The 24,535-nt window shown below is 68.9% G+C and carries 23 protein-coding genes; 12 read left to right on the top strand and 11 right to left on the bottom strand.

Features of this window, described 5'->3' with window-relative positions; genetic code table 11:
- Window positions 1-93: 93 nt before the first annotated feature.
- Window positions 94-669, bottom strand: coding sequence for a YdeI/OmpD-associated family protein (locus ACLQ2Q_RS15115; protein ID WP_425821296.1), 576 nt, complete (start codon window positions 667-669; stop codon window positions 94-96).
- A gap of 57 nt (window positions 670-726) precedes the next feature.
- Window positions 727-1,536: an HAD-IIA family hydrolase gene (locus ACLQ2Q_RS15110; RefSeq protein ID WP_425821295.1), complete on the bottom strand. Its 810-nt coding sequence runs from the start codon at window positions 1,534-1,536 to the stop codon at window positions 727-729.
- A gap of 136 nt (window positions 1,537-1,672) precedes the next feature.
- On the opposite strand from ACLQ2Q_RS15110, the gene ACLQ2Q_RS15105 reads away from it, so the two are divergent.
- The 3 genes from ACLQ2Q_RS15105 (at window position 1,673) to ACLQ2Q_RS15095 (ending at window position 3,545) form a co-directional block, all read left to right on the top strand.
- Complete coding sequence (locus ACLQ2Q_RS15105; RefSeq protein WP_425821294.1) at window positions 1,673-2,650, top strand: SDR family NAD(P)-dependent oxidoreductase; 978 nt, start codon at window positions 1,673-1,675, stop codon at window positions 2,648-2,650.
- Window positions 2,647-3,084: a pilus assembly protein CpaE gene (locus tag ACLQ2Q_RS15100; RefSeq protein ID WP_425821293.1), complete on the top strand. Its 438-nt coding sequence runs from the start codon at window positions 2,647-2,649 to the stop codon at window positions 3,082-3,084. The genes ACLQ2Q_RS15105 and ACLQ2Q_RS15100 overlap by 4 nt, the downstream gene beginning before the upstream one ends.
- Window positions 3,085-3,278: 194 nt before the next feature.
- On the top strand, window positions 3,279-3,545 hold the full coding sequence (locus ACLQ2Q_RS15095) for a hypothetical protein (protein WP_425821292.1): 267 nt from the start codon (window positions 3,279-3,281) through the stop codon (window positions 3,543-3,545).
- A gap of 27 nt (window positions 3,546-3,572) precedes the next feature.
- Here the strand turns inward: ACLQ2Q_RS15095 and ACLQ2Q_RS15090 are convergent, their stop codons facing one another.
- Both ACLQ2Q_RS15090 and ACLQ2Q_RS15085 read right to left on the bottom strand, forming a co-directional pair.
- Window positions 3,573-4,208: a metal-dependent transcriptional regulator gene (locus ACLQ2Q_RS15090; protein WP_425821291.1), complete on the bottom strand. Its 636-nt coding sequence runs from the start codon at window positions 4,206-4,208 to the stop codon at window positions 3,573-3,575.
- A 62-nt stretch (window positions 4,209-4,270) separates the two neighbouring features.
- On the bottom strand, window positions 4,271-5,653 hold the full coding sequence (locus ACLQ2Q_RS15085; RefSeq protein WP_425821601.1) for an Nramp family divalent metal transporter: 1,383 nt from the start codon (window positions 5,651-5,653) through the stop codon (window positions 4,271-4,273).
- 271 nt (window positions 5,654-5,924) lie between these two features.
- Here ACLQ2Q_RS15085 and ACLQ2Q_RS15080 point away from each other — a divergent pair, with 271 nt between their 5' ends.
- Together ACLQ2Q_RS15080 and ACLQ2Q_RS15075 are read left to right on the top strand one after the other, a co-directional pair.
- Complete coding sequence (locus ACLQ2Q_RS15080; protein ID WP_425821290.1) at window positions 5,925-6,695, top strand: TrmH family RNA methyltransferase; 771 nt, start codon at window positions 5,925-5,927, stop codon at window positions 6,693-6,695.
- Between the two features lie 155 nt (window positions 6,696-6,850).
- On the top strand, window positions 6,851-7,792 hold the full coding sequence (locus tag ACLQ2Q_RS15075) for a phospholipase (protein WP_425821289.1): 942 nt from the start codon (window positions 6,851-6,853) through the stop codon (window positions 7,790-7,792).
- Window positions 7,793-7,871: 79 nt separating this feature from the next.
- Here the strand turns inward: ACLQ2Q_RS15075 and ACLQ2Q_RS15070 are convergent, their stop codons facing one another.
- On the bottom strand, window positions 7,872-9,179 hold the full coding sequence (locus ACLQ2Q_RS15070) for an MATE family efflux transporter (RefSeq protein WP_425821288.1): 1,308 nt from the start codon (window positions 9,177-9,179) through the stop codon (window positions 7,872-7,874).
- Between the two features lie 117 nt (window positions 9,180-9,296).
- Between ACLQ2Q_RS15070 and ACLQ2Q_RS15065 the strand changes: the two genes are divergently transcribed.
- Window positions 9,297-11,261, top strand: a complete 1,965-nt coding sequence (locus ACLQ2Q_RS15065) for a M13 family metallopeptidase (RefSeq protein ID WP_425821287.1) — start codon at window positions 9,297-9,299, stop codon at window positions 11,259-11,261.
- Between the two features lie 102 nt (window positions 11,262-11,363).
- Window positions 11,364-12,320 carry a serine hydrolase gene (locus tag ACLQ2Q_RS15060; protein ID WP_425821286.1) on the top strand — a complete coding sequence of 319 codons (957 nt, stop codon included), beginning with the start codon at window positions 11,364-11,366 and terminating at the stop codon, window positions 12,318-12,320.
- 140 nt (window positions 12,321-12,460) lie between these two features.
- Here the strand turns inward: ACLQ2Q_RS15060 and ACLQ2Q_RS15055 are convergent, their stop codons facing one another.
- The 6 genes from ACLQ2Q_RS15055 to ACLQ2Q_RS15030 all read right to left on the bottom strand — a co-directional run bounded on the left by ACLQ2Q_RS15055 (window position 12,461) and on the right by ACLQ2Q_RS15030 (window position 18,832).
- Complete coding sequence (locus ACLQ2Q_RS15055) at window positions 12,461-13,042, bottom strand: PadR family transcriptional regulator (RefSeq protein ID WP_425821285.1); 582 nt, start codon at window positions 13,040-13,042, stop codon at window positions 12,461-12,463.
- A gap of 86 nt (window positions 13,043-13,128) precedes the next feature.
- On the bottom strand, window positions 13,129-14,541 hold the full coding sequence (gene ligM, locus ACLQ2Q_RS15050; protein ID WP_425821284.1) for a vanillate/3-O-methylgallate O-demethylase: 1,413 nt from the start codon (window positions 14,539-14,541) through the stop codon (window positions 13,129-13,131).
- Between the two features lie 74 nt (window positions 14,542-14,615).
- The gene (gene purU / locus ACLQ2Q_RS15045; RefSeq protein WP_425821283.1) at window positions 14,616-15,500 is read right to left on the bottom strand and encodes a formyltetrahydrofolate deformylase; all 885 of its coding nucleotides are present in this window, start codon (window positions 15,498-15,500) and stop codon (window positions 14,616-14,618) included.
- 11 nt (window positions 15,501-15,511) lie between these two features.
- Window positions 15,512-16,423 (bottom strand): methylenetetrahydrofolate reductase, encoded by a 912-nt coding sequence (locus ACLQ2Q_RS15040; protein ID WP_425821599.1) that lies wholly within the window; start codon window positions 16,421-16,423, stop codon window positions 15,512-15,514.
- A gap of 248 nt (window positions 16,424-16,671) precedes the next feature.
- The gene (locus tag ACLQ2Q_RS15035) at window positions 16,672-17,220 is read right to left on the bottom strand and encodes a MarR family winged helix-turn-helix transcriptional regulator (RefSeq protein WP_425821282.1); all 549 of its coding nucleotides are present in this window, start codon (window positions 17,218-17,220) and stop codon (window positions 16,672-16,674) included.
- A gap of 124 nt (window positions 17,221-17,344) precedes the next feature.
- Window positions 17,345-18,832: an aldehyde dehydrogenase family protein gene (locus ACLQ2Q_RS15030; protein ID WP_425821281.1), complete on the bottom strand. Its 1,488-nt coding sequence runs from the start codon at window positions 18,830-18,832 to the stop codon at window positions 17,345-17,347.
- 223 nt (window positions 18,833-19,055) lie between these two features.
- Between ACLQ2Q_RS15030 and ACLQ2Q_RS15025 the strand changes: the two genes are divergently transcribed.
- Genes ACLQ2Q_RS15025 through ACLQ2Q_RS15005 form a run of 5 tightly spaced genes read left to right on the top strand, consistent with a single transcriptional unit; the run spans window position 19,056 to window position 24,517 of the window.
- Entirely contained in the window at window positions 19,056-19,934 is an 879-nt protein-coding gene (locus ACLQ2Q_RS15025) for a transketolase (protein ID WP_425821280.1), read from the top strand.
- A complete protein-coding gene (locus ACLQ2Q_RS15020; protein WP_425821279.1) occupies window positions 19,934-20,899 on the top strand; it encodes a transketolase family protein in 966 nt (321 codons plus the stop codon). Before ACLQ2Q_RS15025 ends, ACLQ2Q_RS15020 begins: the two co-directional genes overlap by 1 nt.
- Before the next feature lie 39 nt (window positions 20,900-20,938).
- The gene (locus ACLQ2Q_RS15015) at window positions 20,939-22,006 is read left to right on the top strand and encodes a zinc-dependent alcohol dehydrogenase (RefSeq protein ID WP_425821278.1); all 1,068 of its coding nucleotides are present in this window, start codon (window positions 20,939-20,941) and stop codon (window positions 22,004-22,006) included.
- Entirely contained in the window at window positions 22,003-23,538 is a 1,536-nt protein-coding gene (locus tag ACLQ2Q_RS15010) for a sugar ABC transporter ATP-binding protein (protein ID WP_425821277.1), read from the top strand. Before ACLQ2Q_RS15015 ends, ACLQ2Q_RS15010 begins: the two co-directional genes overlap by 4 nt.
- Entirely contained in the window at window positions 23,522-24,517 is a 996-nt protein-coding gene (locus ACLQ2Q_RS15005) for an ABC transporter permease (protein ID WP_425821276.1), read from the top strand. Before ACLQ2Q_RS15010 ends, ACLQ2Q_RS15005 begins: the two co-directional genes overlap by 17 nt.
- Window positions 24,518-24,535: the final 18 nt, after the last annotated feature.

Genomic DNA, 24,535 nt, shown 5'->3' with positions numbered 1-24,535 from the left:
CGCGACCGCGTCCCCTCCACCACGCCACCCCGAACACGATGAGCGTGCCGAGCAGCACGATGACCGTCACGGCATAGAGCAGGGCCTGTTCGTTCACAGCGGCCTCTTTCCGTTCGCGGCATCCGCCACGATCTTCGCCACGCGGGCGTCGCGGGTCTCGGGACGCTTGGCCGCATCCACGGCCGCTATGCCGAACTTGCGCGCCGAGGGCGGGAAGGCGTCCCAGTTCTGCCGCGCCGCGGGCTCGGCGTCGAGCGCGGCTGCGAGTTCGGGCGGCTCGATCATCGCCTCGGCGCGGTCGAGGATCGTCCACGATCCGTTCGCCCTGGCCTGCTCGACGGCCCGGATGCCGGCATCCGCCATGAGCCCGGCCGCCTCGAGCTCGATCAGCCGTGCCTTGTTCGTCGCCGCCCACCCGCTGCTGGGGCGCCGGGGCGAGAACCACAGCCCGCCGGTCTCTTCGTCGAACGTGCGCACGGGGCCATCGATCCATCCGAAGCAGAGCGCCTGGCGGATCGCGTCCTCGTACGGCACGTAGCGATCCGTGAACCCGGGGCGCCCGCGCACGAGCCAGGCGCCCTTCGCCCGGGTGTGGTTCTCCTGAAGCCACGACCGCCAGGTCGCGGCATCCGGCGCCACCACCTTCTCGCCGTCATCGAGCGCACCCATGCCGCGACGATACCGCTGATCTCCGACGCTTCGGAGAGCCGGCTAGATGACGCTGCTCTAGATGACTTCGGGCAGCTCGGTCTCGATCGGGTCTGCCGGAAGCAGATCGGCGACGGAGTCCAGCACCTCGCTCGGACGAAAGGGGTACCGCTCGATCTCGGCACGATCGCTGATGCCGGTCAGCACGAGCACCGTGTGCAGGCCCGCCTCGATGCCGGCGACGATGTCGGTATCCATGCGGTCGCCGATCATTCCGGTGTTCTCGGAGTGCGCGCCGATGCGGTTCAGCGCCGAGCGGAACATCATCGGGTTCGGCTTGCCGACGACGTACGGCTCCTTGCCGGTGGCCTTGGTGATGAGCGCCGCGAACGCGCCGGTGGCGGGCACGACACCGCTCGGCGTCGGGCCTGTCGCATCGGGGTTCGTCACGATGAAGCGCGCGCCGGCGTTGATGAACCGGATCGCCTTCGTGATCGCCTCGAAGGAGTACTGGCGCGTCTCGCCGACCACGACGTAGTCGGGCTGCGACTCGGTCATGATGAAGCCGGCCTCGTGCAGGGCGGTCGTGAGCCCCGCCTCACCGATGACGTACGCGGTGCCACCAGGCAGCTGCGAGTGCAGGAAGTCGGCGGTCGCGAGCGCGGATGTCCAGATGCGCTCCTCCGGCACGTCGAGGCCGGACCGCGCCAGTCGCGCGCTCAGATCGCGGGGCGTGAAGATCGGGTTGTTCGTCAGCACCAGGAACGGTGTACCCGCGTCGCGCCAGTACGCCAGCAGTTCCGAGGCTCCCGGCACGGGGCGGTTCTCGTGCACCAGCACGCCGTCCATGTCGGTCAGCCAGCACTCGATCTCGTCGCGGCGCGCCATGCGCCCAGCCTACGGGCCGGGCGTGACCGGCCGGTGAACGGGCGCTGCGGGGGCGCCCCCGCCACCCAGGATGTCGACGGTCAAGCTAGCTAGGCCTCCTAGCGAGGAGACCGGAAAACGGGCGTAGGGTCTACGTGTGACCCGATCCGAAGCCGCTTCCGCGTGGGATCCGGAGCGCCTTCCGGACCTCTCCGGACGCGTCTATCTCGTCACCGGTGCGAACGCCGGCCTCGGCTACTTCTCGAGCGAACAGCTCGCCGGGGCGGGCGCACACGTCATCATGAGCGGCCGCAATCCCCACCGCCTCGCCGCCTCTCGCGCGGCGATCGGGCGCCGCGTGGACGGCGCCTCGGTCGAGACGCTTCTGCTCGACACCAGCAACCTCGGATCGGTGCGCGCCGCCGCCGCCTCGGCCGGCGCCCGCGGCCGGATCGACGGGGTGATGCTGAACGCCGGCATCGTGCATCCACCGCGCACGCGCACGGTGACGGCGGATGCCGGGCGCGAGCTCGTGCTGGCCACCAACGTGCTGGGTCACTTCGTGCTCGCCGCCGAGCTGCTCCTCTCGCTCACCCTCACCAGCGGGCGCATGGTCTGGCTCGGGAGCATGGCCACGCGTCTCGGCGCGTACGACCCCCTCGACCTCGAACTGCGCGACGGGTACACGGGCTGGCGCGCATACGCGCAGTCGAAGGTGGCCGCGCAGGTGCTCGGATTCGAGGCCGACCGGCGGCTCCGCGAGTCCGGCATCCCCGTTCAGAGCGTGGTCGCGCACCCGGGCTATTCGGTCAGCGGCCGCACTGCCGGCATCCACGGCGTCAACATGCCGTCGCGGCGGGCGCGGTTCCTCGACAACCTGCAGGCGCCGATCACCCAGAGCAAGGAGTACGGGGCGTGGTCACCGGTCCGCGCGCTGGTCGATCCGAGGATCGCAGGCGGCGAATACTGGGGTCCGTCGTCGCTCACTCGCGGGGCACCCCGTCGGCAGACGGCTTCGAAGACCTCGCTGGACCCTGAGGTCGGGACGCGCGTGTGGGCCGACTGCGAGAGGCTGACCGGCATGCACTGGCCCTTCGCGAAGGCCGCACGCACCCTGCGGAAGGGCGCCGCGTGATCTCCCGGGAGCTGGCCGCCGCCCTGCGCGCCGAGGGACTCGTGTGGCACCCGGCATCCGGCGACCGCTTCACGCTCGATCTGCCCACGCAGAACGAGATCGAGGATGACGTCTTCACGGTCAGCGAGATGACCATCGAGCCGTACAAGTATCCGACGGGCACGATCCTCGGGTTCAACGGCACCACCGAGTGGGCGCTCGACTCGGTGAGCATCGAGCAGACCATCTGGCTGCCGCGCGAGGATCAGCTCCGGGAGATGCTCCGGGGCTCGTTCCGCTCGCTCAGTCGCGTCGGCGACGCGTTCGTCGTCGAGATCGGGTGGAGCGACCGGATGCTGGATGCCGACGAGCCGTCGATCCAGACGTTCGAGCACCCCGAGCCGGCCGAGGCGTACGGCCTCGCGGTGCGGGAGCTGATCCGCCGATCGCGCTGAGGTCAGCACGCCGGAATACGGCATCCGGGCATGGCGTGTGGTGTCGCGTCTGCATCTGTGTCACGCTTCGAGAAACGCGACAACGCCTACGTCATCGCCCGCTCGCTGTCTCGCCGCACGAGCGACCGGGTGACCGCCGAGCAGTCCCTCCACCCCGCACCGGTGAGATGCGGGGGAGAGCGAGGAGGCTCATCGTGCTCACGGTCCTGGAAGATGCGCCGGTCGTCGTCGATCGATCGACAGACGAGCGTCCCTGCCACCTGGCGTGGTGCGGCTGCCGGGGGCGGGCGACGCACGCCGGCATGTGCCTCACGTGCGGCGACGTGTCCATGCTCTGCACCTCACACGCCGAACTCTTCGCGTCGTTCACATGCAAGCCCATCGGCCTGCAGACCCTGCGCTGCGAGGCGTGCGGCATGCGCGGGTTCGTTCCCAGCCGGTTCTCGATCGACCCGCTCTGACCGCGGAACCCGGTGTGCCGCCTCGGTTCAGGCCGTCAGCCAGATCGCGTCACCGGCTCCCGTCGGCAGGTCGACTGTGCTGCCGCCGAGCGTCACGCGGTCGCCGCCCTCCACCGTGACGACGCGGCCCACGACGAGCCCGATGCCCTCGAGCGCTCGCAGCAGGGCCGGGTCCCGATCGCTCACGCGCAGCACCCGACCCTCGTGCGACGCCGGCGCCGAGCCGAGCAGCAGGAACGCCTCCCGGTGCACGTAGCCATCGGCATCCGGAATTGCGTCGCCGTGCGGGTCGAACCTCGGATGTCCCAGCCGCTCGTCGATCTTGCCCAGCAGGCGGTCGCTGATGGCGTGCTCCAGCACCTCGGCCTCGTCGTGCACTTCATCCCACGCGTAGCCGAATTCGCTGACCAGCCACGTCTCGATCAGGCGGTGCCGACGGACCATGCCCAGGGCGCGCGCCTCACCGGTGGCCGTCAGGCGCACGGCGCCATAGGGGACGTGCGACACCAGGCCTCCCGCCGCGAGCTTCTTCACCATCTCGGTCACCGACGACGGCGCCACCCCCAGCTTCGCCGCGAGGGCCGACGGGGTGATCGCCTCGTCCTGCCACTCGGTGTGCGAGTAGATGGTCTTGAGGTAGTCGTCGGCTGCCGGTGATGCCACGGGTCCAGGGTAGGACACGGGTCTGGTCGCGCCCCGGCTCGGGTCTCGGATCGCCGCGTCGATCAGGCGCCCGTGATGACCAGCCAGAGGAGCAGGCCGTTGAGGGCGATGAGGAAGACGGATGCCAGGATTCCGGCGACCGTCGTGCCGAGACGGTTGCGGAACCGGCCGAGCGTCCGCTCCTGCGCCGTGAGCGCGACCAGGGGGATGAGCGCGAACGGGATGCCGAAGGACAGCACGACCTGGCTCAGCACGAGGGCGAGTGTCGGGTCGAAGCCGAGGCCGAGGATGATCAGCGCCGGGATCAGCGTCACGAGGCGGCGGGCGAGCAGCGGCACCCGCACATGCAGCAGCCCCTTCATGATCTCGGCTCCCGCGTAGGCGCCCACGGACGTCGAGGCGAGACCCGAGGCGAGCAGTCCGACGGCGAACATCGTCGCGATCGCCGGGCCCAGGGTCTGTGCGAGGGCGGTGTATGCCCCCTCAAGGCTGTCGGTTCCCGGCACACCGGCCAGGTTCGCCGCCGCGAGCAGCAGGATGCAGAGGTTCACCGTGCCCGCGATGATCATGGCGATCGAGACATCCCAGCGCGTGGCGCGGAGCAGGCGGGAGGTCGTGACACCCCGTGCACCCTCGAGATCCTTCGCCGTGACGCTGGTGCGCGAGGCCGGTTCTGTCAGGGGCTGCTCGCTGGTCGCTTGTTGTGGGTTCCCGGGCCTGGATGCCGCACGAAGCGACCAGCGAAGAGGAGTAGCGGGCACCGCGCGGGTGCCCGCCGGCGCGAAGCGGTCGCGCGCGAGGGCGCTGTGCGCGTAGATGGCGTGCGGCATGATCGTGGCGCCGAGGATGGATGCCGCGAGCAGCACCGAACCGGCGTCCTCGAACCGGGGCACGAGTCCCCCGACGACACCGGCGGGATCGGGCGGCCCGACGAAGACTCCGACCGTGAATCCGATGGCGATGATGACCATGAGCCCGATCACCACGAACTCGAACGTGCGCGGACCCCGGCGGGACTGCAGCACGAGGAGCCCCATCGATACGGCACCGGTGATGAGGCCGCCCCAGAGCAGCGGCACCTGGAACAGCAGGTTGAGCGCGACCGCGCCGCCGATCACCTCGGCGATGTCGGTCGCCATGGCGACGAGCTCCGCCTGAATCCAGTACGCGCGGCGGGCCCAGCGGTTCCGGATGCGGCGGCCGAGCACCTCCGGCAGGCTCTCGCCCGTGACGACCCCGAGCTTCGCCGAGAGGTACTGGATGAGCCAGGCCATGACGTTGCCGAGCACCACGATCCAGACGAGCAGATACCCGTAGATCGCGCCGGCGGTCATGTTGCTCGCGACGTTGCCCGGGTCCAGATACGCGACCCCGGCGACGAGGGCCGGCCCGATCAGCCACGCGAGACGCGGCACACTGACCGGGGCGGCCGGCCCCGAGGGCACCTCCGGCGGAGCGGCCGGCCCTGCGGACACCGCCCCCGGCGCTGCTGACCCTCCGGCGGTCGCCGGCGCGGGGAGGTCTCCCGTGCTCTTCGGCCGCTTCGCCTGATACATGCCGACACTCTACCCATTTTTAGGCACACCGAAAAGAGGCTGCCGCGTGCCGGAGTCAGGGCGCACGGGGCTGGAGTGGCACAGCAACCGGTGCCCGGGGTCGGAGGGAACCAGCCCGCCTGAATGCGGTACGGCGTGCGACCCTCGGTAGCCTGATCCGGTGACCGCCGCCGACGCCCCGCTTCCGCCCGAGGAGTCACACCCGCCGGAGCCACCGCCCCTCACGGCCGAGCGCTCGCCGGCCGGGGCGCCGGAGCCACCGCCCCTCACGGCCGAGCGCTCGCCGGCCGGGGCGCCGGAGCCACCGCCCCCCACCCCCGAGCACACGACGCACGGCGTCGGCCCGTGGCCCGGCGGCCCCGAGGGGTGGCCGGCCGATCCGGAGTTCGATCCGGAGCTGCTCGCGCACGGCGACACCCGCAACGTCATCGATCGCTACCGGTACTGGCGCATGGATGCCATCGTGGCGGACCTCGATGTGCGCCGCCATCCGTTCCACGTGGCGATCGAGAATTGGCAGCACGACATGAACATCGGCTCGATCGTGCGCAGCGCCAACGCGTTCCTCGCCGACACGGTGCACATCATCGGCCGTCGCCGGTGGAACAAACGAGGCGCGATGGTCACCGACCGCTACCAGCACGTCGTGCACCACGAGGATGTCGCCGCCTTCGCCGCGTGGGCCGCATCCGAGACGCTGCCCGTGATCGCCGTGGACAACGTCGACGGCTCGGTGCCCGTGGACCGCGCGGACCTGCCCGAGCGCTGTGTGCTGCTCTTCGGTCAGGAGGGGCCGGGCCTCAGCAGCGAGGCGCTCGCCGCGGCATCCGGCATCGTCGAGATCACTCAGTACGGCTCGACCCGCTCGATCAACGCGAGCGCCGCGGCGGCCGTCGTGATGTACGAATGGTGCCGCCGGCACGCCGGCTGAGCAGCCCACGCCGCCGTCGGGCTCACACGTTCCGTACAGGAATCGCTGGGCAGTCGTCCAGAAGAGCCACGCAGAATCGGGAACTTGCGTCTGCCCGAGACGCAGCACGTCGGCACGCTCCGGCGCCGCCCCACCGAAGGACAGTTCCTCTTCGCATGCTCTCCCGCGCCACGCTCCGCCATGCCCGCACCCGCACACTTCATGTCGACCGCGCCCGCCGCTTCGCACCTCTTGCCCTCGGGCTCGCGGTCGCCATCGGCGCCGTCACGCTGACGGGCGCGGCCACCGCCGCCCTTCCCGCCGGCGCGACGGAGATCGGCTCCTCCGCAACCGCGCTGCAGGCGGGCGTCCCGACCGGTCTGGGCGATGCCGAGACTCTGCGCAACATCACGGAGGGTGCGGAGGACGCGCGCCGAAGCGCCGACGCGACCGAGCGGCGTGTGACGTCGCTGGAGGCCGACGTCGAGGCGGCGGGCCTGGACCTCGGCGCCGGAAGCACCGTCATCGACACCACCGAACTGAGGGCGCGCATCGACCAGCTCGACGCGTCCGAGGTGCTCCCGGTGCTGATGCTGCCGGCGCTGACCGAGAAGACGGTGGACGAGACGGCACGCGTGTCGGCGCTCGCCACCTCCCTGCGCGAGCGCCTCGTCGCCGCGCAGGCCCGGAAGGCGGCGGAGGAAGCGGCCGCGGCCGCCGCAGCCGCGGCCCAGCGCGCCGCCGAAGAGGCCGCGGCGCAGGCGCAGCGGGAGGCCGAGGCGGCAGCCGCCGCCCTCGCCAACGCCAATACCGTCGATGGTGCGAAGGCGACGGCCGAGCAGATGGCGTCCGCCGAGTACGGCTGGGGATCCGACCAGTTCTCGTGCCTGGTCTCCCTGTGGAGCAAGGAGTCCGGCTGGAATTACGAGGCCTACAACTCCGGCAGCGGTGCCACGGGCATCCCGCAGGCGCTTCCCGGCAGCAAGATGGCCAGCGCCGGTTCGGACTGGCAGACGAACGCCTCGACGCAGATCAGCTGGGGCCTGCAGTACATCTCGTCGGTCTACGGCACGCCGTGCAGCGCCTGGGGCCACTCGCAGGCGACCAACTGGTACTGATGACCGGATGCCGGGACAGTGCCGCCCGGCTGGTGCTGACGACCGGATGCCAGCAGGGCGCCGCCCGGAGCGCCCGACGTCACGTGACTCCGACGACCATCCACTGGGTGCCGCGTGCGCGCCACCCCAGCGTCGCCAGCCGGGCCAGCAGGTAGCCGCCGAAGAAGGCCACCGAGAGCCAGGTGAGCCCGGCGCTGCCCGTGACGCCGCTCGCGACCACCCACCAGAGCAGGGGCAGGTAGCAGGCGAGGTTGATCACCCCGGTCACCGCCAGGTACTTCGCGTCACCGGCGCCGATCAGCACCCCGTCGAGAACGAACACGAGTCCCGCGACCGGCTGGGCCACGGCGAGCACCAGCAGCGCCGGCTGGATCGCTGCGGCCAGCTCGGGGTCGCCGGTGAACACTAGACCGAGAACGCCCGAAAGCGCGGCGATCGCCCCGCCGACGATCACCCCGAACGCCAGACCCCAGCGCCCCACCCGGCCCAATACGCGACGCACCTGCGGGATGTCGCCCGCGCCGAGGCCCTTGCCGATCAGCGCCTGGGCGGCGATCGCCAGGGCATCGAGGGCGAAGGCGGCGGCGGAGAAGATCGTGAACACCACCTGGTATCCGGCCAGCTCCTGGGTGCCGAGCGCCGTGGCGGCCACCACCGAGAGCAGGAACGCGATGCGCAGCGAGAGGGTGCGCAGGAACAGCCAGCCACCGGCACGTGCCGATCCGCGCATGCCGTCACGATGGGGGCGGATGGATGCCGCGTGGCGGCGCGCGAGGCGTGCGACGACAGCGACGTAGGCGGCGACCATCGCCCACTGGGCGACGACCGTGCCGATCGCCGAACCCGCGATGCCCCACCCGAACCCGTAGATGAAGAGCCAGTTGAGCAGCCCGTTCGCGGCGAACCCGAGCCCGGCGATCCACAGCGGGGTGACGGTGTCCTGCATCCCGCGCAGCAGCCCGGTGGCGGCGAACACGATCAGCATCGCGGGCAGCCCGCCCATCGAGATGCCGAGGTAGGTGTCGGCGGCTTCCGTCACCTCGGGCGATGCCCCGAAGAGCCCGACCAGGAACGGCGTCGAGGCGTATCCGGCGAGCGCGAGGACGGCGCCGATGCCGAGGGCCAGCCACATCCCGTCGATGCCGACCGACACCCCGCGCGACGGATCGCCGGCGCCGAGCCGGCGGGCGACCGCCGGTGTGGTGGAGTAGGCGAGGAACACCATCAGCCCGACGATCGTCTGAAGCACGGCGGATGCGATGCCCAGGCCGGCGAGGGGCACGACGCCCAGATGGCCGACGAGCGCGGCATCCACGATCAGAAAGAGCGGTTCGGCGACGAGCGCACCGAGCGCGGGCACGGCGAGGCGCAGGATGTCGCGATTCAATCCGCCGCGCACTTTCCGCGGCCGTCACAGCTTCGAGCCTATTGACCCCGTGCGACTCGGCCGCCCGCTCTCCCCAGGCCGTCGGGGGAGGCCGCCCAGGCACATATCCTGTATGTCATGACCGAGAACCCCCGATCCGGTCTCGCACTCGACGAGCTGAGCGCTGAGATCCGTCCCCAGGACGACCTGTTCCGCCATGTCAACGGCAACTGGATCGACCGCACCGAGATCCCGGAGGACAAGGCCCGCTGGGGGTCGTTCCACCTGATCGCGGAGCAGGCCGAAAAGGACGTGCGCACGATCGTCGAGGAGTCGCGGGACTTCGAGCCGGGCACCGAGGCGCGCAAGATCGGCGACCTCTACACGAGCTTCATGGACACGGAGCGCATCACGGCGCTCGGTGCCGCCCCGCTCGCCGGGCAGCTCGCGGTCGTCGACGCGATCGACGACATCCCGTCGTTCCTCCGCACGGTCGGCGCCCTCGAGCGCGACGGTGTCGGGGGTATCATCGACCTGTATGTGGAGCCGGACCCGGGCAACCCGCAGCGGTATGTGCCGTTCTTCCTGCAGAGCGGCATCTCCCTGCCGGATGAGAGCTACTACCGTCTCGAGAACTTCACCGACACCCGGGCGGCCTACCTGGCGCACATCGCGCGGATGCTCGACCTCGCGGGGATCTCGGACGCCACGGCCGCGGCGGATCGGGTCTTCGCCCTCGAGACCGAGCTCGCCACCCACCACTGGGACAACGTGCGCAGCCGCGACGCCATGGCCACCTACAACCTCAAGACGTGGGAAGAGGTGCAGGCGCTCATCGGCGTCGACCTGACGCCCTGGCTCGACGCGATCGCGCCCGAGCACCAGGGCGCCTTCGCCGAGGTCGTCGTCTACCAGCCGAGCTTCCTCGAGGGCCTCGGCGCGCTGCTCACCGAGGAGCGCCTCGAGGATTGGAAAGCCTGGCTGCGCTTCAAGATCGTGCACGCCGGTGCGGCGTTCCTCTCCGACGAGTTCGTCGACGAGAACTTCTCGTTCTACGGCACGCAGCTCACCGGGGTACCCGTCAATCGCGAGCGTTGGAAGCGCGGCGTCAGCCTCGCGGAGGCGGCCCTCGGTGAGGCGATCGGCAAGGTCTACGTGGAGCGTCACTTCCCGCCGGCCGCGAAGCAGCAGATGGACGTGCTGGTCGCCAACCTCATCGAGGCCTACCGTGACAGCATCTCGAAGCTCGAGTGGATGACGCCCGAGACGCGCGAGCGCGCCCTCGCCAAGCTCGATGCCTTCACCCCGAAGATCGGCTACCCGGTCACCTGGCGCGATTACTCGGCGGTCGAGATCGACGCCGCCGACCTGGTCGGCAATGTGCGGCGCGCCCATGTGGCCGAGCACGACCGGCAGCTCGGAAAGGTCGGCCAGCCGATCGACCGCGACGAGTGGCACATGACACCGCAGACGGTCAACGCGTACTACAACCCGCTGATGAACGAGATCGTGTTCCCGGCGGCGATCCTGCAGTACCCGTTCTTCGACCCGGAGCGCGACGCCGCCGCCAACTACGGGGGCATCGGCGCGGTCATCGGCCACGAGATCGGCCACGGGTTCGACGACCAGGGCAGCCGGTTCGACGGCGACGGCAAACTGCAGGACTGGTGGACGGATGCCGACCGCGCGGCGTTCGAGGAGCGCACCAGCAGCCTGATCGCCCAGTACAGCGAGCTGAAGCCTGCCGGCCTCGACGGCGATCACGTGGTCAACGGCGCGCTCACGATCGGCGAGAACATCGGCGACCTCGGCGGCCTCGGCATCGCACTCAAGGCCTACGAGCTGTCGCTCGGCGGCGCGGAGGCGCCGGTGATCGACGGCTACACGGGTGTGCAGCGCCTGCTCCTCTCGTGGGCGCAGATCTGGCAGCAGAAGGGCCGGAACGCCGAGACCATCCGTCTTCTCACCATCGACCCGCACTCGCCCAACGAGTTCCGGTGCAACCAGATCGTGCGCAACATCGACGCGTTCTATGATGCGTTCGGTGTCACAGAGGCGGACGCCCTCTGGCTCGAGGAGGACCAGCGCGTCACCATCTGGTGACCGCTCGGCGCCCGGCGATGCGGCCGGGCCGCCGCATCCGCTTCTGCACATCCTGACAACAGAACACCGCCCCGCACGCACGTTCCTCGCGCAACCCTGCGCATGCACGTCTCCCCCTCATCGGAAGGACACATTCTCGTGGGCACGCCCCCAGAGCCCCAACGGGCCGCAGAGTCGCTACGGGGGTCGCGACGAAGCAACAGAAGACTGCCGAGGAGGGCGGCAGTCGGACGTCGTTCATTCGTGTCGACGCTCAAGGCGCTCGATGAACTCGCCGAGTCCGGCGCACGTGTCTCCGTGCACGTCGCCGACCTCGACCGTGCAACCGTCGTGCTCTCGGGCGATGACTACCTGACGCATCCCATCGCGGGGCTCGGGATCGTGCCGCTGCTCATCGAGGTCGCCGCCGGATTCGAGGCGGGAACGCTCGAACCGCTCGAGATCATCGACCGCTCATCGGTCGAACGCGTCGCCGTCGGCGGGATCTGGCAGCACCTCAAGGCGCCGGCGCTGCCACTGGTCGATCTCGCCGTGCTGACCGCCGCGTCGGGTGACGCCCTCGCCGCGAACGCGCTGCTGCAGCGCGTGGGGCTGGATGCCGTGCGGGCGCGGATCGAGACGCTCGGGCTGCAGCGCTCCGCGCTCCTCGATCGCCTGCGCGACGAGCGGGGGCCGGATGACGCCCCGCACTTCGCGCTCGGTTCGGCGGGGGAGCTCGCGGGCATCTTCGCTGCGCTGGTCAACTCCAAGGTCGTCAGCCCCGGCGTCAGCGCCCAGGTGGCGGAGTGGCTCAGCCTGAACCACGACCTCAGCCTGGTCGCCTCCGCGACGGGACTCGATCCGTTCGCGCACGAGAACGACGAGCACGGGCTGCTGTTCATCAACAAGACGGGGCGGGACGCCGGCATCCGCGTCGAAGCCGGCGTGCTCGCCGGTCCGCGCGCCGGCATCTCGTACGCACTGATCGTGTGCTTCGACGACCTGTCCATCGCGCATCGGCTGCGGGCGCAGGAGGCCTTCCGCATCCTCGGCGTCGACCTCATGGAGTACGTGTTCTGAGTCGGCGCGGCCGCGGAAGCGGGCCAGCCCCCACGCGAGTGCACGGCCTAGCGCCGAGCGCACGGGATGCCGGCGTCGCGACGCCGTGCTGTCGACGGGATGCCGTGCGCTCGGCGCCACGAGTCCCATCGGGCTCGGGGTCAGTGGTCGAGGGTGTCGACCAGGGCGAGTCCTGAGCGGCCCCACTCGATCTCGACGCGGGCGCGTTCGACGAGGCCCTCGTAGGCGAAGCGCTTGTAGGCGACGGTCCGGTCGCGCTCCTCCGGCGGCGTGACCGCGAGGCGCCGGACGAGCATCGGGTTGTCGCGGGCGGCGATGCGTCGCAGCTCGCCCTCCCACTGGTCGAGCAGCTCCTCATAATGCGCGATATGCGCGCGGAGGAACGACCGGGCGGCCTCGGGGGTGGCGGACTCGAGATACGCGGCCTTCAGATGCGCGGGGTCCCGCACCCGCTGGTAGTCCAGCGGGGAGTCCATCCAGGAAAGGAACGCCTGCTCGCCGGCGTCCGTCACGTGGTACATGCGCCGTGTGCCTCGTTCGCCGCGGGTCTGCTCCTCCGGCTCGATCAGTCCCTCGTCGGCCATCTTGCGCAGCTCGGGGTAGATCTGGGAGTCGGGGGCATGCCAGACGTGTCCGACCGACTCGGCGAACTGCTTCTGAAGGTCGTAGCCCGACAGGGGCCCGACGCGCAACAGGGCCAGCAGCGCGTACCGCAGGCTCATCCGGTCTCCTTCACTGGTGTGGCCCCGAGGCTACCAATGCGACGAGGGGGCCCGAGCGTGCCCGGACCCCCTCATGCCTTGCAGGCTCAGTCGTTCTCGTAACCGGTGCGCCAGCCGCCGTGGTAGGTCGCGCGGGCGACGGTCGAGTACGGCACCGGGCTGACCACGGCGCGGACTTCGATCTGCTCGTGCGGCTCGACGCTCGCCTTCTTGGTGCCGCCGTCCGGCTCGCCCCAGACGACCTTCAGCTCGGTGCCCTCGGGCACGTCGGGATCGACCGTCGCGAGCGAGAGGCCGCGGCGCTCGTTCGCGCTGTAGCCGGTGAACATCGAGAAGCCGACCACGGTGCCGTCCTCATCCACGACGGAGTCGTAGTTCGCCGACCCGTAGTTCGCCAGCGGCAGGTCGAAGAACTTGTAGTTCGGGCCGTCGACGTTCAGCAGCGACGTCCAGACCTTGCCGAGGTCCTCGGCATCCCAGGCGAGCGTGACCTTCTTGCGCTGCGAGGCCGGGTCGACCTTCTCGAGCGCGTCGCGGCCGATGAAGTCGTGGTCGAACTTGACGAAGTTGCCGTATCCCAGTTCCCAGGGCGTCAGGTAGTAGTCCTCGATGTTGCCGGAGACGAAGGATCCCGCCAGCGTGCCCGTGGCCTCGTAGCCGTCCGCGGGCAGCCATTCGCGGTAGCCGCGCTCCTCGGCCGCTGTATAGATCGCTGGCAGCGGGGAGGGGATCCAGCCCGACTCGAGCGTGTTGGACGGGTAGGCGCGTGAGCCGACGGGAACGAGGCCGAACTCCGCACCGGCCTCGACGATGGCCGTCCAGATGCGGTCGTGATCGGCGTACGGCCCCCAGATCTCGAGACCCGGTGCCCCGGCCATGCCGTGGCGGAGGGTGCGCACCGTGGTGCCGTCGATCGTCATGGTCGACATGTTGAAGAACTTCAGCTGCTCGAGCGTGCCGCCGTTGAGCTTCTCGATGACCTGCCAGGCGTTCGGGCCCTGGATCTGGAAGCGGTAGTACTTGCGCCTCACCTCGTGCCCGTATGGACGCGACGGCGAGCGGCGGTCGATCTCGATGTCGAGGTTCGCGTAGCCGCCCGTCTCGCCGTGGTACAGCAGCCAGTTCGAGGCGGGCGCGCGCCCGACGTACACGTACTCGTCCTCGGCCTCGCGGAACAGGATGCCGTCGCCGATGACGTGGCCGGCCGCCGTGGTCGGCACGTACTGCTTGGCCTTGTCGACCGGGAAGACCGCGGTGGAGTTGATCGCCGTGTCGGAGATCAGCTTGATGGCGTCGGAGCCCTTCAGAAACAGGTTGTCCATGTGGTGGGACTGGTCGTAGAGCACGGCGGTGTCGCGCCAGGCCTTCTGCTCCTTGATCCAGTTCTGGAAGTCGGCGGGCACGACCGGGTAGATGTACGAGCCGATCTGGGAGTTGCGCAGCAGTTCGACGGGGCTCGCGGCTGCGTCGATCACTTCCTGCAGATTCTTGGGTGCCATTGCGGTGAACCTCTCTGTTCGTAGATTGGATGCTGTTCGGGTTGGGGAGCCTCAGGTGGAGGCGTCCGTTGGAGTCAGGGTCGGTCCGTGAAGACGATGGTCTGGTTGCCATGCCGGATGACGCGGTCCTGCGCGTGCCACTGCACCGCACGGGACAGCACCGCGCGCTCGACATAGGCGCCTCGGGACTGCAGGGCCGCGGCATCCATCGCGTGATTCACGCGGGCGACGTCCTGCTCGATGATCGGACCCTCGTCGAGGTCCTCGGTGACGTAGTGCGAGGTCGCGCCGATGAGCTTCACGCCGCGCTCCTTGGCCTTCTTGTAGGGGGCCGCCCCGATGAACGCCGGCAGGAACGAGTGGTGGATATTGATGACCGGCACGCCGATTTCGCGCAGGAAGCCCGACGACAGGATCTGCATGTAGCGGGCGAGCACGACGAAGTCGACGTTGCCGGCGAGCAGCTTGACGATCTGCGCCTCGGCGGCGGACTTGTCGGGACCCTGCGACGGAACGTGGAAGAACGGCACCCCGAATGAGCGCACGTCTTCGGCCGTGTTGGTGTGGTTGGAGATCACCATCGGGATGGTGACGGGCAGCTCGCCTCGGCGGTGCCGCCACAGCAGCTCGAGCAGGCAGTGATCGGATGTCGACGCCAGAATCGCCATGCGCTTCGGGATCGACTGGTCGGTCAGGGTCCACTCCATGCCGAGCTCGCCGAGCGTGGTCGCCAGGTCGGCCTCGATCTCGGGCATGGCCGCCTGCAGATCGGTGCGGTGGAACACCACGCGCTGGAAGAACTCGCCGCCGAACGCGTCGTCGGAGTACTGGTCGAGCGAGATGATGTTTCCGGCGTTCCGGGTGATCAGGGCGGACACCGCGGCGACGATCCCGGCGCGGTCGGGGCCGTGCACGATCAGGCAGGCGTGATCCCGCAGCGCCTCGTTGTGCAGAGTCATGCGAGCGACCCTCAGGAGTCGGCGGCCGCGAAGTCGCGCGCCCACTCCGACGTGGCCAGTAGCCCGCCGAAGGTGTAGAAGTGCAGCTTGACGCTGCCGGTCGCGTTAGTCGCTGCCCCTGACATCCCGGTCCCTGAGCCTGTCGCCCCGGTCCCTGAGCCTGTCGCCCCGGTACCTGAGCCTGTCGCCCCGGTCCCTGAGCCTGTCGAAGGGTCGTCAGCGAGCAGCCGCGCGAGGTCCTCGACGAACTTGTCGGGGCCGGCGGTGCCCATCAGGTTCGTCAGCGAGAAGCCGTACTTCTTCACGATCATCGCGTTGGCGCCGATGCCGAAGCGCCGGGCGAATCCGAGCAGCCGCTTGATGCCGGCGGGACCGGGCGTGCCGATGCGGATCGGCGTGTCGATCCCGCGTGCGCGGACCTCCTTGATCCACGCCAGCACCGGATCGGTGTCGAAGGCGAACTGCGTGAGGATCGTGGCATCCAGCCCCTGCTCCTTCAGCGACGCCGACTTGTCCTCCAGCGCCTTCCAGAGCTTCCCCTCCGAGATGTCCGGGTGTCCCTCGGGATAGCCCGCAATGCTCACCTCACGCACGCCGTAGGACGGAAGGATGCCGGAGCGGATGACGTCGAACGAGTCCTCGTAGGGACCCTCCGGCGTTGTCGGGTCGCCGCCGACGACGAAGACGCTGTTGGTCGCGCCGACCTCCTGCAGGCGGCCGAGGAACTCCTCGAGCTGGGTCTGACTGCTGAGCCGGCGGGCCGAGATGTGCGGAACGGGCACGAAGCCGAACTCGCGCACGGCCTTCGCAGCGGCGACGCGCATCTCGAGGTCCTCATTGCCGAGGAAGGTGACGTTGATCTTGGTGCCGACGGGGATGGTTCCCTTGGCCTCGAGCAGCCCGGGCACATCCTTGCCCGTCATCTCGAGGGAGTAGTCGGTGAGCAGTTCGAGCGCCGCCTGGCGATTCGCCGGGACGCGGGTGGATCGGGACACGGATCGGGTTCCTTCCGCTTTCATGAGGAGGCATCATTGCGCTTCCGACCATCAGAATACCTATGGCCATAGGCAATGTCCATAGGGACATCGAGAATGTGCTCGCACGCCGCACCGACGCGTGGCACGCCTGACAATGGCCAGATCGAGCCACCGCGGACCGATTCGCCGATGCGTCAGGCTCCGGGGGAGTCCTCGTCGGAGTCGGTGTCGGCGGCGCGGGAGAGGTCGGGGGTCTTCGCCAGCAGTCGCAGCAGAAGCGCGTTGAGAAGAGCGACCTCGTCGGCGCTGAGGTCGGACAGCACGATCTCCTGACCTCGGAGCGAGATCGGCTTCATCTGGGCATGCATCTCGGCTCCGCTGCGCGTCAGGTACAGAGGCCGCGAGCCGCGAGGCCCGTCGGCGGGCACGATGAGGCTTCGGGCGATGAGCGTGTTGACGCTCTTCGAGACGACCGCCTTGTTCATGGCGACGAATTCGGAGATCTCGGTGGACGTCGCGCCCGGGCGGATCGACAGGGCTGAGATGACACGCCAGTCGTTCGTGCCGAGGTTGAAGGCGCGACGGAGCAGGCGCGACTCGCGCCACACCAGCGCGTTCGACAGCAGCGCGAGAAGCCGCGGAGTGAAGCTCTCGCTGTCTATGACATCGAGAAGGGGCTCGGTGATGATCTCCGCCGAATCCTCGTAGAACGCGCTCGATCCTGTGGTCAGGTCGGCCGTCATGCGCACTCCGTTCCAGCGGTGGATCACGTCAGCATCCGTGGGGCGATTCTAGCCATCACGCTGCCGTGGGCCGTGGCCGACGGGCGTACGCCTCTGCAGGGCGCTCGCCGGCCACGGCCGACCATCAGTGGGCCTGGGCGGCGAGAGCAGCCGCGTCGATCGTGGCGATGGACCGCGTGTCCTGGAACGCGCGGATGCCCTCGATGCCCTGCTCGCGTCCGAACCCGGACTGCTTCATGCCTCCGAAAGGCGCTCGCAGGTCGAGGCGGGTGGCGCCGTGGTCGTTGACCCACACGTATCCGCAGACGAGTTGCGCACCGACGCGTTGCGCGGATTCCGGCGAACCGGTCCATACGGATCCGCAGAGTCCGCCCCACGTGTCGTTGGCGAGGCGGACGGCGTCCTCCTCCGTGTCGAACGGGATGATCGGGATGACGGGCCCGAATTGCTCCTGCGTGACCACGCGCAGGCTCGGGTCGGGGTCGATGACCAGGGCGGGGCGGACGAAGTTGCCGCCGGTGAGGTCGCCGCCGGGAAGGTCCCCGAATTCGCGGACGTCGGCGCCGGCGTCTTTGGCTTCCTGGATGATCTCGTCCACGAACGCTTTCTGCGCGCCCTGGTGGAGTGGTCCCATCGTGGTGTCTTCGGCGAGCCCGTGCCCGAGCTTGGCGCGCTGCAGGCGTGTGGTGAGCCCGGAGACGAGCTCGTCGAGCCGGGAGCGGTGCACGAACACGCGTTTCGCGTTCATGCAGATCTGCCCGGTGGTGTCGTAGACGGCCGCGTAAAGTCGGTCCAGGTGCGCGTCGTCCAGGATCGCGTCGTCGAGGAACACGGCCGCGTCATTGCCGCCGAGTTCGAGGGTGACCCGGGTCAGCGTCTTCGACGCCATCTCCATGATCCGCTTGCCGCCGTTGACCGACCCGGTGAAGCAGACCTTCGCGACATCCGGATTCTGGATCAGCCCCGCCATGTTCTCATCCCGCCCGGTGACCACGTTCAACACCCCCGGCGGCAGCTTCTCCGCGACCCGCTGCACCACCCGCGTGGTCGCCAATGGCGCCGAGGGCGGTGGCTTCACGATCACTGTGTTCCCCGCGAGCAGCGCATGCGGCAACGACGCCCCGAGGATCGCGATCGGCCAGTTGAACGGCACGATCACCGTGACCACCCCCAACGGCTGATACGAGACGACGGTCTCCACCGGGATCCCTGGCGCCACCGGCAGTACCTTCCCGGCATCGACCTCGTCCGCATGCATCAGCGCCAGATTCCAGCGGATCTCGAACACCAGCGCGTCGACCCAGCCTTCGAACCGGATCTTCCCGTTCTCCTGCGACAGGATCGCCGCATCCACATCACGATCATCCGCGATGCCCGCGATCGCCTCCGCCATCTTCGCGGCGCGCTCCCGGCCGGTCAACGCCGACCACGCGGGAAACGCCGCCTTCGCGGCCGCCACCGCATCACGAACGTCCTCCGCGGATGCCGACGCCGCGTGCCCGACCACGGCCCCCGGCTTCGCAGGGTCGGTGATCGACAGTGTTTCGGCGGTCTCCCGGGGCTCGCCCCCGATGAACAGGCCCGTGCGGACCGTTTCCAAGGTTCCAGACATGTCGTACGAACACCTCTCTGTGTTTCTACTTCCGCCATGGCTGCGATGATTCGCATCCCTAAACAAGTTTACGTACATTCCTGTTTACTTGTAAATCACATCGTGTTACTGTCGCCTCTGTCGAGACCCGGAGCCCGGGTCGGACCCAAGAACGAGAGTCGCTGACGACGCCGGGTTCGGTGGTCGCAACGACGATCCGTGTCATTCAACGAGGAGGCATGTGATGGGCCGAGAGCGCCTGCAGGCGGATGAGAAACTTCACACCGTCGAAGAGCTGGAAGACCTGGCATTCGAACTCAGGTCGAAGCTGCTGCACCTGTGCGGCACGTACGAGGGAGCCGTCCACATCGGCGGCGACCTGTCGGCGGCCGACATCCTGACGGCGCTGTTCGAGTACGGACTGCACGTCGACCCGACCGACCTCCGCAATCCGGAGCGCGACCGCTTCGTGCTGAGCAAGGGGCACGCCGCCGTCTGCATGTACATCGCGATGGCGATCCGCGGCTTCTTCTCGTACGACGGAATCGTCGAGACGTATGGCCAGCTCGACAGCGCCTACGGGATGCACCCGTGCAAAGTGCAGCTGCCGGGCGTCGAGTGTTCGACCGGTTCGCTCGGCCACGGACTTCCGCTCGCAGTCGGCATGGCCTTGAGCGCCCGCGGGCGCGGCGAGACGCACCGCGTCGTGTGCCTGCTGGGCGACGGCGAGACCGGAGAGGGCTCGGTCTGGGAGGCCGCCATGGCCGCTCGCAGCAACGAACTCGGCAACCTCGTCGCCTTCGTCGACCGCAACCGCCAGCTCATGACCAGCTTCGCCGAGGAGCGCGTCGTCTTCGAGCCCTACCCCGACAAATGGGCGGCGTTCGGCTGGAACGTCGTGCACATCGACGGCCACGACATGGGCCAGCTCGTGAAGGCGATCGACGAACTGCCCGAGTCCTCCAGCAACCGCCCGACGGTGGTCGTCTGCGAAACCGTGAAGGGCAAGGGTGTGGACTTCATGGAGCACAACCTCGCCTGGCACGCCGGCTCGCTCGGCGCCGCCGACCTGGAGCGCGCCATGGCCGCGCTCGAAGCATCGCGTGAGAAGGAGTCAGTCTGATGCCCGTCACCTTCACGTTCGGAGAGATGCTCTCCGCCCGGTCCGTCATCGGCACCACGCTCGCCGAGCTCGGCGACGAGTATCCGAACCTCTGGGTTCTGACACCCGACATCGGCGCCACGCTCGTCGAGTTCCGCGACAAGTTCCCCGAGCGCTTCCTCGACGTCGGGCTTGCTGAGCAGGTCTGCGTCGGCATCGCGGCCGGTCTCGCCTACGACGGGAACATCCCCGTGGTCTCGGGCATGCTCCCCTTCCTGTCGATGCGCGCCCTGGAGCAGGTGCGCTCCGACGTCTGCTACCCCAACCTTCCGGTCAAGATCATCGGCACCCACGGCGGGCTCGTCGGCAACGGCGGCTCGACCCACTACGCGGTCGAAGACCTTGCGCTCATGTGCGCGCTGACGAACATGACCGTCACCTCTCTCGGCGACCCGCTGATGGTGGGCGAGATCATCCGCCAGTCCATGACGATGCAGGGGCCGATCTACATCCGCCTGGCCGTCGGCAAGAAGGACAAGGTGCTCTACGAACCCGGGCAGCACGACATCCAGATCGGCAGGGGCATCGTCGCGCGCGAGGGCACCGACGCCACGATCTTCACCCACGGCACCGTCGTCGCGCAGGCGCTGGATGCCGCGGAGGAGCTTGCCAAGGATGGCCGTTCGATCCGGGTCGTCGACATGTTCACCCTCAAGCCCATCGACGAGGAGCTGGTCGTGCGCTGCGCCGCAGAGACCGGTGGCCGATTCGTCGTGGTCGAGGATCACCTCGCCTACGGCGGCCTCGCGAGCCGGATCGCGGACGTGGTCGCGGACCGCGGGGTGCACCTCACCGCCTTCGAGCGGCTCGGCATCCCCCAGGTCTACGCCGGCTTCGGCGATGACGAGGAGCTGCGCGACAAGCACGGCTATGGACTGCCGGCCACGATCGCCGCCACCCGCCGGGTGCTCGCTGCGCAGGTCTGACCTCGCTGGCACCGCCATCGGCTCAACGGAGAGACGAACATGAGAACAGTCGCCGTCACCAAGATCGGCAGCCTGCGCGACCCCGACGAGCAGACGCGGGGCCGCATCGGCGTGGTCGACTTCCCCGAGCCGGTGCTCGGACCCGAAGACGTGCGCGTGCGCGTGGCGTATTCGGCCATCTGCGGCTCCGACCCGCACCTCGCCGAGGGCTTCTTCGGCACCGACGTGCCGATCGGCCTCGGACACGAGCTCTCCGGCGTCGTCGAGGCGCTCGGCGAACGCGCTCACCGCAACGGCCTGCAGGTCGGCGATCGGGTGGCGGGCAACTTCCTGCGCTTCTGCGGCACGTGTCGCCCGTGCCAGGAGGGCAGGCAGCAGTTCTGCGAGCACCTCGACGACTACAACAGGCCCGGCATGGCCGAGACCGTCACGTGGCACGAATCGCAGGTCTACAAGCTGCCCGACGACGTCTCGCTGCTGAAGGGATGCCTGCTCGAACCGACGTCGGTCGCCGTGCGCATCGCCGACAAGACCGGGATCAAGGTCGGCGACCGGGTCGCTATCTGCGGCGGCGGCCCCATCGGGCAGCTGACCCTGCAGGTGATGAAGATGTACGGCGCGACATCGCTGACCCTCATCGAGCCGATCGCCGACAGGCGCGAGATGGCGCTCCGGCATGGGGCGGATGTCGTCGTCGATCCGATCGCCGAAGATCAGTACGCCCGCGCCGACGAGATCACGCAGGGCCGCGGCTACGACATCGTGATCGACGCCTCGGGGTCGTCGCGCGCGGTGCGGGGCCTGCTCGACATCGCCGGCAAGGGCGCGACGGTCATCTACGGCGCGATGTACCCGGAGAACTTCGAGATGCCGCTCAACCTGTCGGACTACCTGTACCTGAAGGAGTTGACGCTGACGGGCGTGTTCGTCTCGCCCTACGCCTTCCCACGCGCCCTGCAGATCCTCCCCTACCTCGATCTCGACGAGCTCACGCAGGCGGTGTTCGACCTCGAAGACGCGGTCGAGGCGTTCGCCATGCACGTCAGCGGGAAGTTCCCGAAGGTCGTGCTCCGCTGCAACGACATCGCGGAGGAGGCGACCCCATGACCGCGATCGATGAGACCCGAACGACAGCGCCCGCGCTCGAGGCCCGCGACATCGTCAAGCGCTTCGACGGCGTGCACGCCCTGAACGGCGCGCAGCTTTCGGTGCTGCCGGGCGAGATCCATGCCCTGCTCGGTGAGAACGGCGCCGGAAAGTCCACGCTCATCAAGGTGCTCACCGGCATCTACGCGCCGGACGGCGGAACCCTGTGGCGCAGCGGTGAAGAGGTCGAGTTCCACAACGTGCGCGTGGCCAACCGCGCGGGCATCGTCGCCCTGTATCAGGAGCTTTCGATCATCCCCACCATCAGCGTCGCCGAGAACATCCTGCTCGGCGAGCAGACGCCGTCACGAGGCGGCATCGTGCAATGGCGCGCCCTGCGTCGGCGCGCTCGCTCGCAGCTCGAACGCCTGCACCAGAGGATCTCGCTGAGCAAGCTCGCCGGTGAGCTGTCGCCGGTGCAGCAGACAATGGTGGCCTTCGCCCGTGCGCTCGCGACCGACGCCCGCGTTCTCATCCTCGACGAGCCGACGGCGTCGCTGACGGATACCGAGATCACCGAGCTGTTCTCGGTGCTCCGCAGTCTGCGCGATGAAGGGGTCGCGATCCTCTACGTGTCGCACCGGCTCGAGGAGGTCTTCGAACTCTGCGACCGCCTCACCGTCATGCGCAACGGCGCGACCATCGTCACGAAAGATGTCGCCGACTCCACCATCGACGAGGTCATCTCCAACATGGTCGGCCGCCCCGGCGGGGAGCTGTATCCCGAGCGGACCACCGCGACAATGGACGTCGCCCTCACGGTGGACGGCATCGACGGCCGCCGCGTCAAGGGCGTCTCGTTCACCGCTCACAAGGGCGAAGTCCTCGGAATCGGGGGGCTCGCCGGCTCGGGCCGCAGCGAGCTGATGCGCATCCTCTCCGGAGCGCAGAAGCACACGGCGGGCACGATCGCGGTCGGGAACACGACGCTTCCGCACTCACCCGGCGTAGGCAGGGCGCTGGACGCGGGCATCGCCCTGGTTCCGGAGGAGCGGCGCACCCAGGGCGTGATCCTCGGCACGACGATTCGCGACAACATCGCCCTCGCCAATCTTTCCGCCGTCAGCTCTGCCGGGCTGGTCTCGGGCGCGCGCATCTCGGACATCGTCAATAAGGGGATGGCCGACCTGCAGATCAAGGCGCGCAGTCAGCGGCAGCCGGTGGGCGAACTCTCCGGCGGCAATCAACAAAAGGTCGTGCTGGCCAAGATGCTGGCCCGCGCGCCGAAGGTGCTGCTCATGGATGAGCCGACGCGGGGCATCGACGTCGGCACGAAGGCCGAGATCTATCGGCTCATCCGCCAGCTCGCGGCGGCCGGCACGACGGTGATCGCCGTCAGCTCCGAGCTGCCCGAGCTGATCGGCATGAGCGACCGGGTGCTCATCATGCACGAGGGGCGGATCTCCGGCGAGGTCGACGCCGCCCAGGCGGACGAAGAAGTCCTGCTGGCCTATTGCTACGGAAAGGCTGAATCACATGTCAACGACGCGTAACCCGGGACTGGAGGACGCCACCGGCACCCGAGCGGTCCCTCGCCGGTCGGTGGGGCAGACCCTGCTGGCATCCGGCACGGTCCTCGCCCTATTCGTGCTGATCATCTTCTTCTTCGCGATGCGGCCCGACGTATTCCTGAGCTTCAACAACGTGCGGAACATCCTCTACCAGGTGGCCATCCTGGCGATCATCGCAGGCGCCCAGACGATCGTCATGGTCGTCGGCGACTTCGACCTGTCCGTGGCGGCGACCTCCGCCCTGGCCGGCGCGGTCGCGGCATCCATGATGCTGAACGGCGTTCCCGTCGCCGCGGCCATCCTGGCCGCCCTGGTCGTCGGGGTGCTGATCGGGCTCATAAACGGCGCCCTCGTCGCCTACCTGAACCTCTCCGCCTTCGTGGCGACCCTGGCGACCTTGACGTCGGTGACGGGCCTCGCCTTCCTCGTGACCGATGGAACGACGCTGTTCAACCTGCCGCCGGAGTTCAACTTCCTGGGGCAGGGGCGCTTCCTCGAGATCCCGATGCCGGTCTTCATCGCGATCGCCATCTCGGTGATCCTGTGGTTCGTCCTGCGATTCACGACCCTGGGGCGCAAGTGGTACGCGATCGGGGGGAACGCGGAGGTGTCCCGCCTATCTGGCGTAAACGTCCGGAGCGCTCGGCTGCTCGCGTTCACGGTCGCCGGCCTGGTCTCAGCGATCGGCGGCATCGTGCTGGCGGCACGACTGGGCAGCGCGAGCGCCGTGCAGGGCGAGGACAACCTGCTGTTCTCCGTCGCCGCCGTCTTCCTCGGGATGACGATCGTGCGTTCCGGCGCCGCCAACATCGTCGGCACCATGGTCGGCGTCGCCATCATCGGCGTGATGAGCAATGGCCTCAACATCCTCGGGGTCAACGCCTATGTGCAGCAGGTGGTCACCGGGCTGATCATCATCGCCGCCGTGACGCTCTCGTCGTTCAAGAACCGGGAGCGGTGACCCGCATCGCTCCAAAGA

It is taken from the genome of Microbacterium sp. DT81.1, assembly GCF_049844955.1.
Lineage (GTDB): Bacteria > Actinomycetota > Actinomycetes > Actinomycetales > Microbacteriaceae > Microbacterium.
Note: the sequence above shows the minus strand (reverse complement) of the source record. Positions and strands in the feature narration are given on the sequence as shown.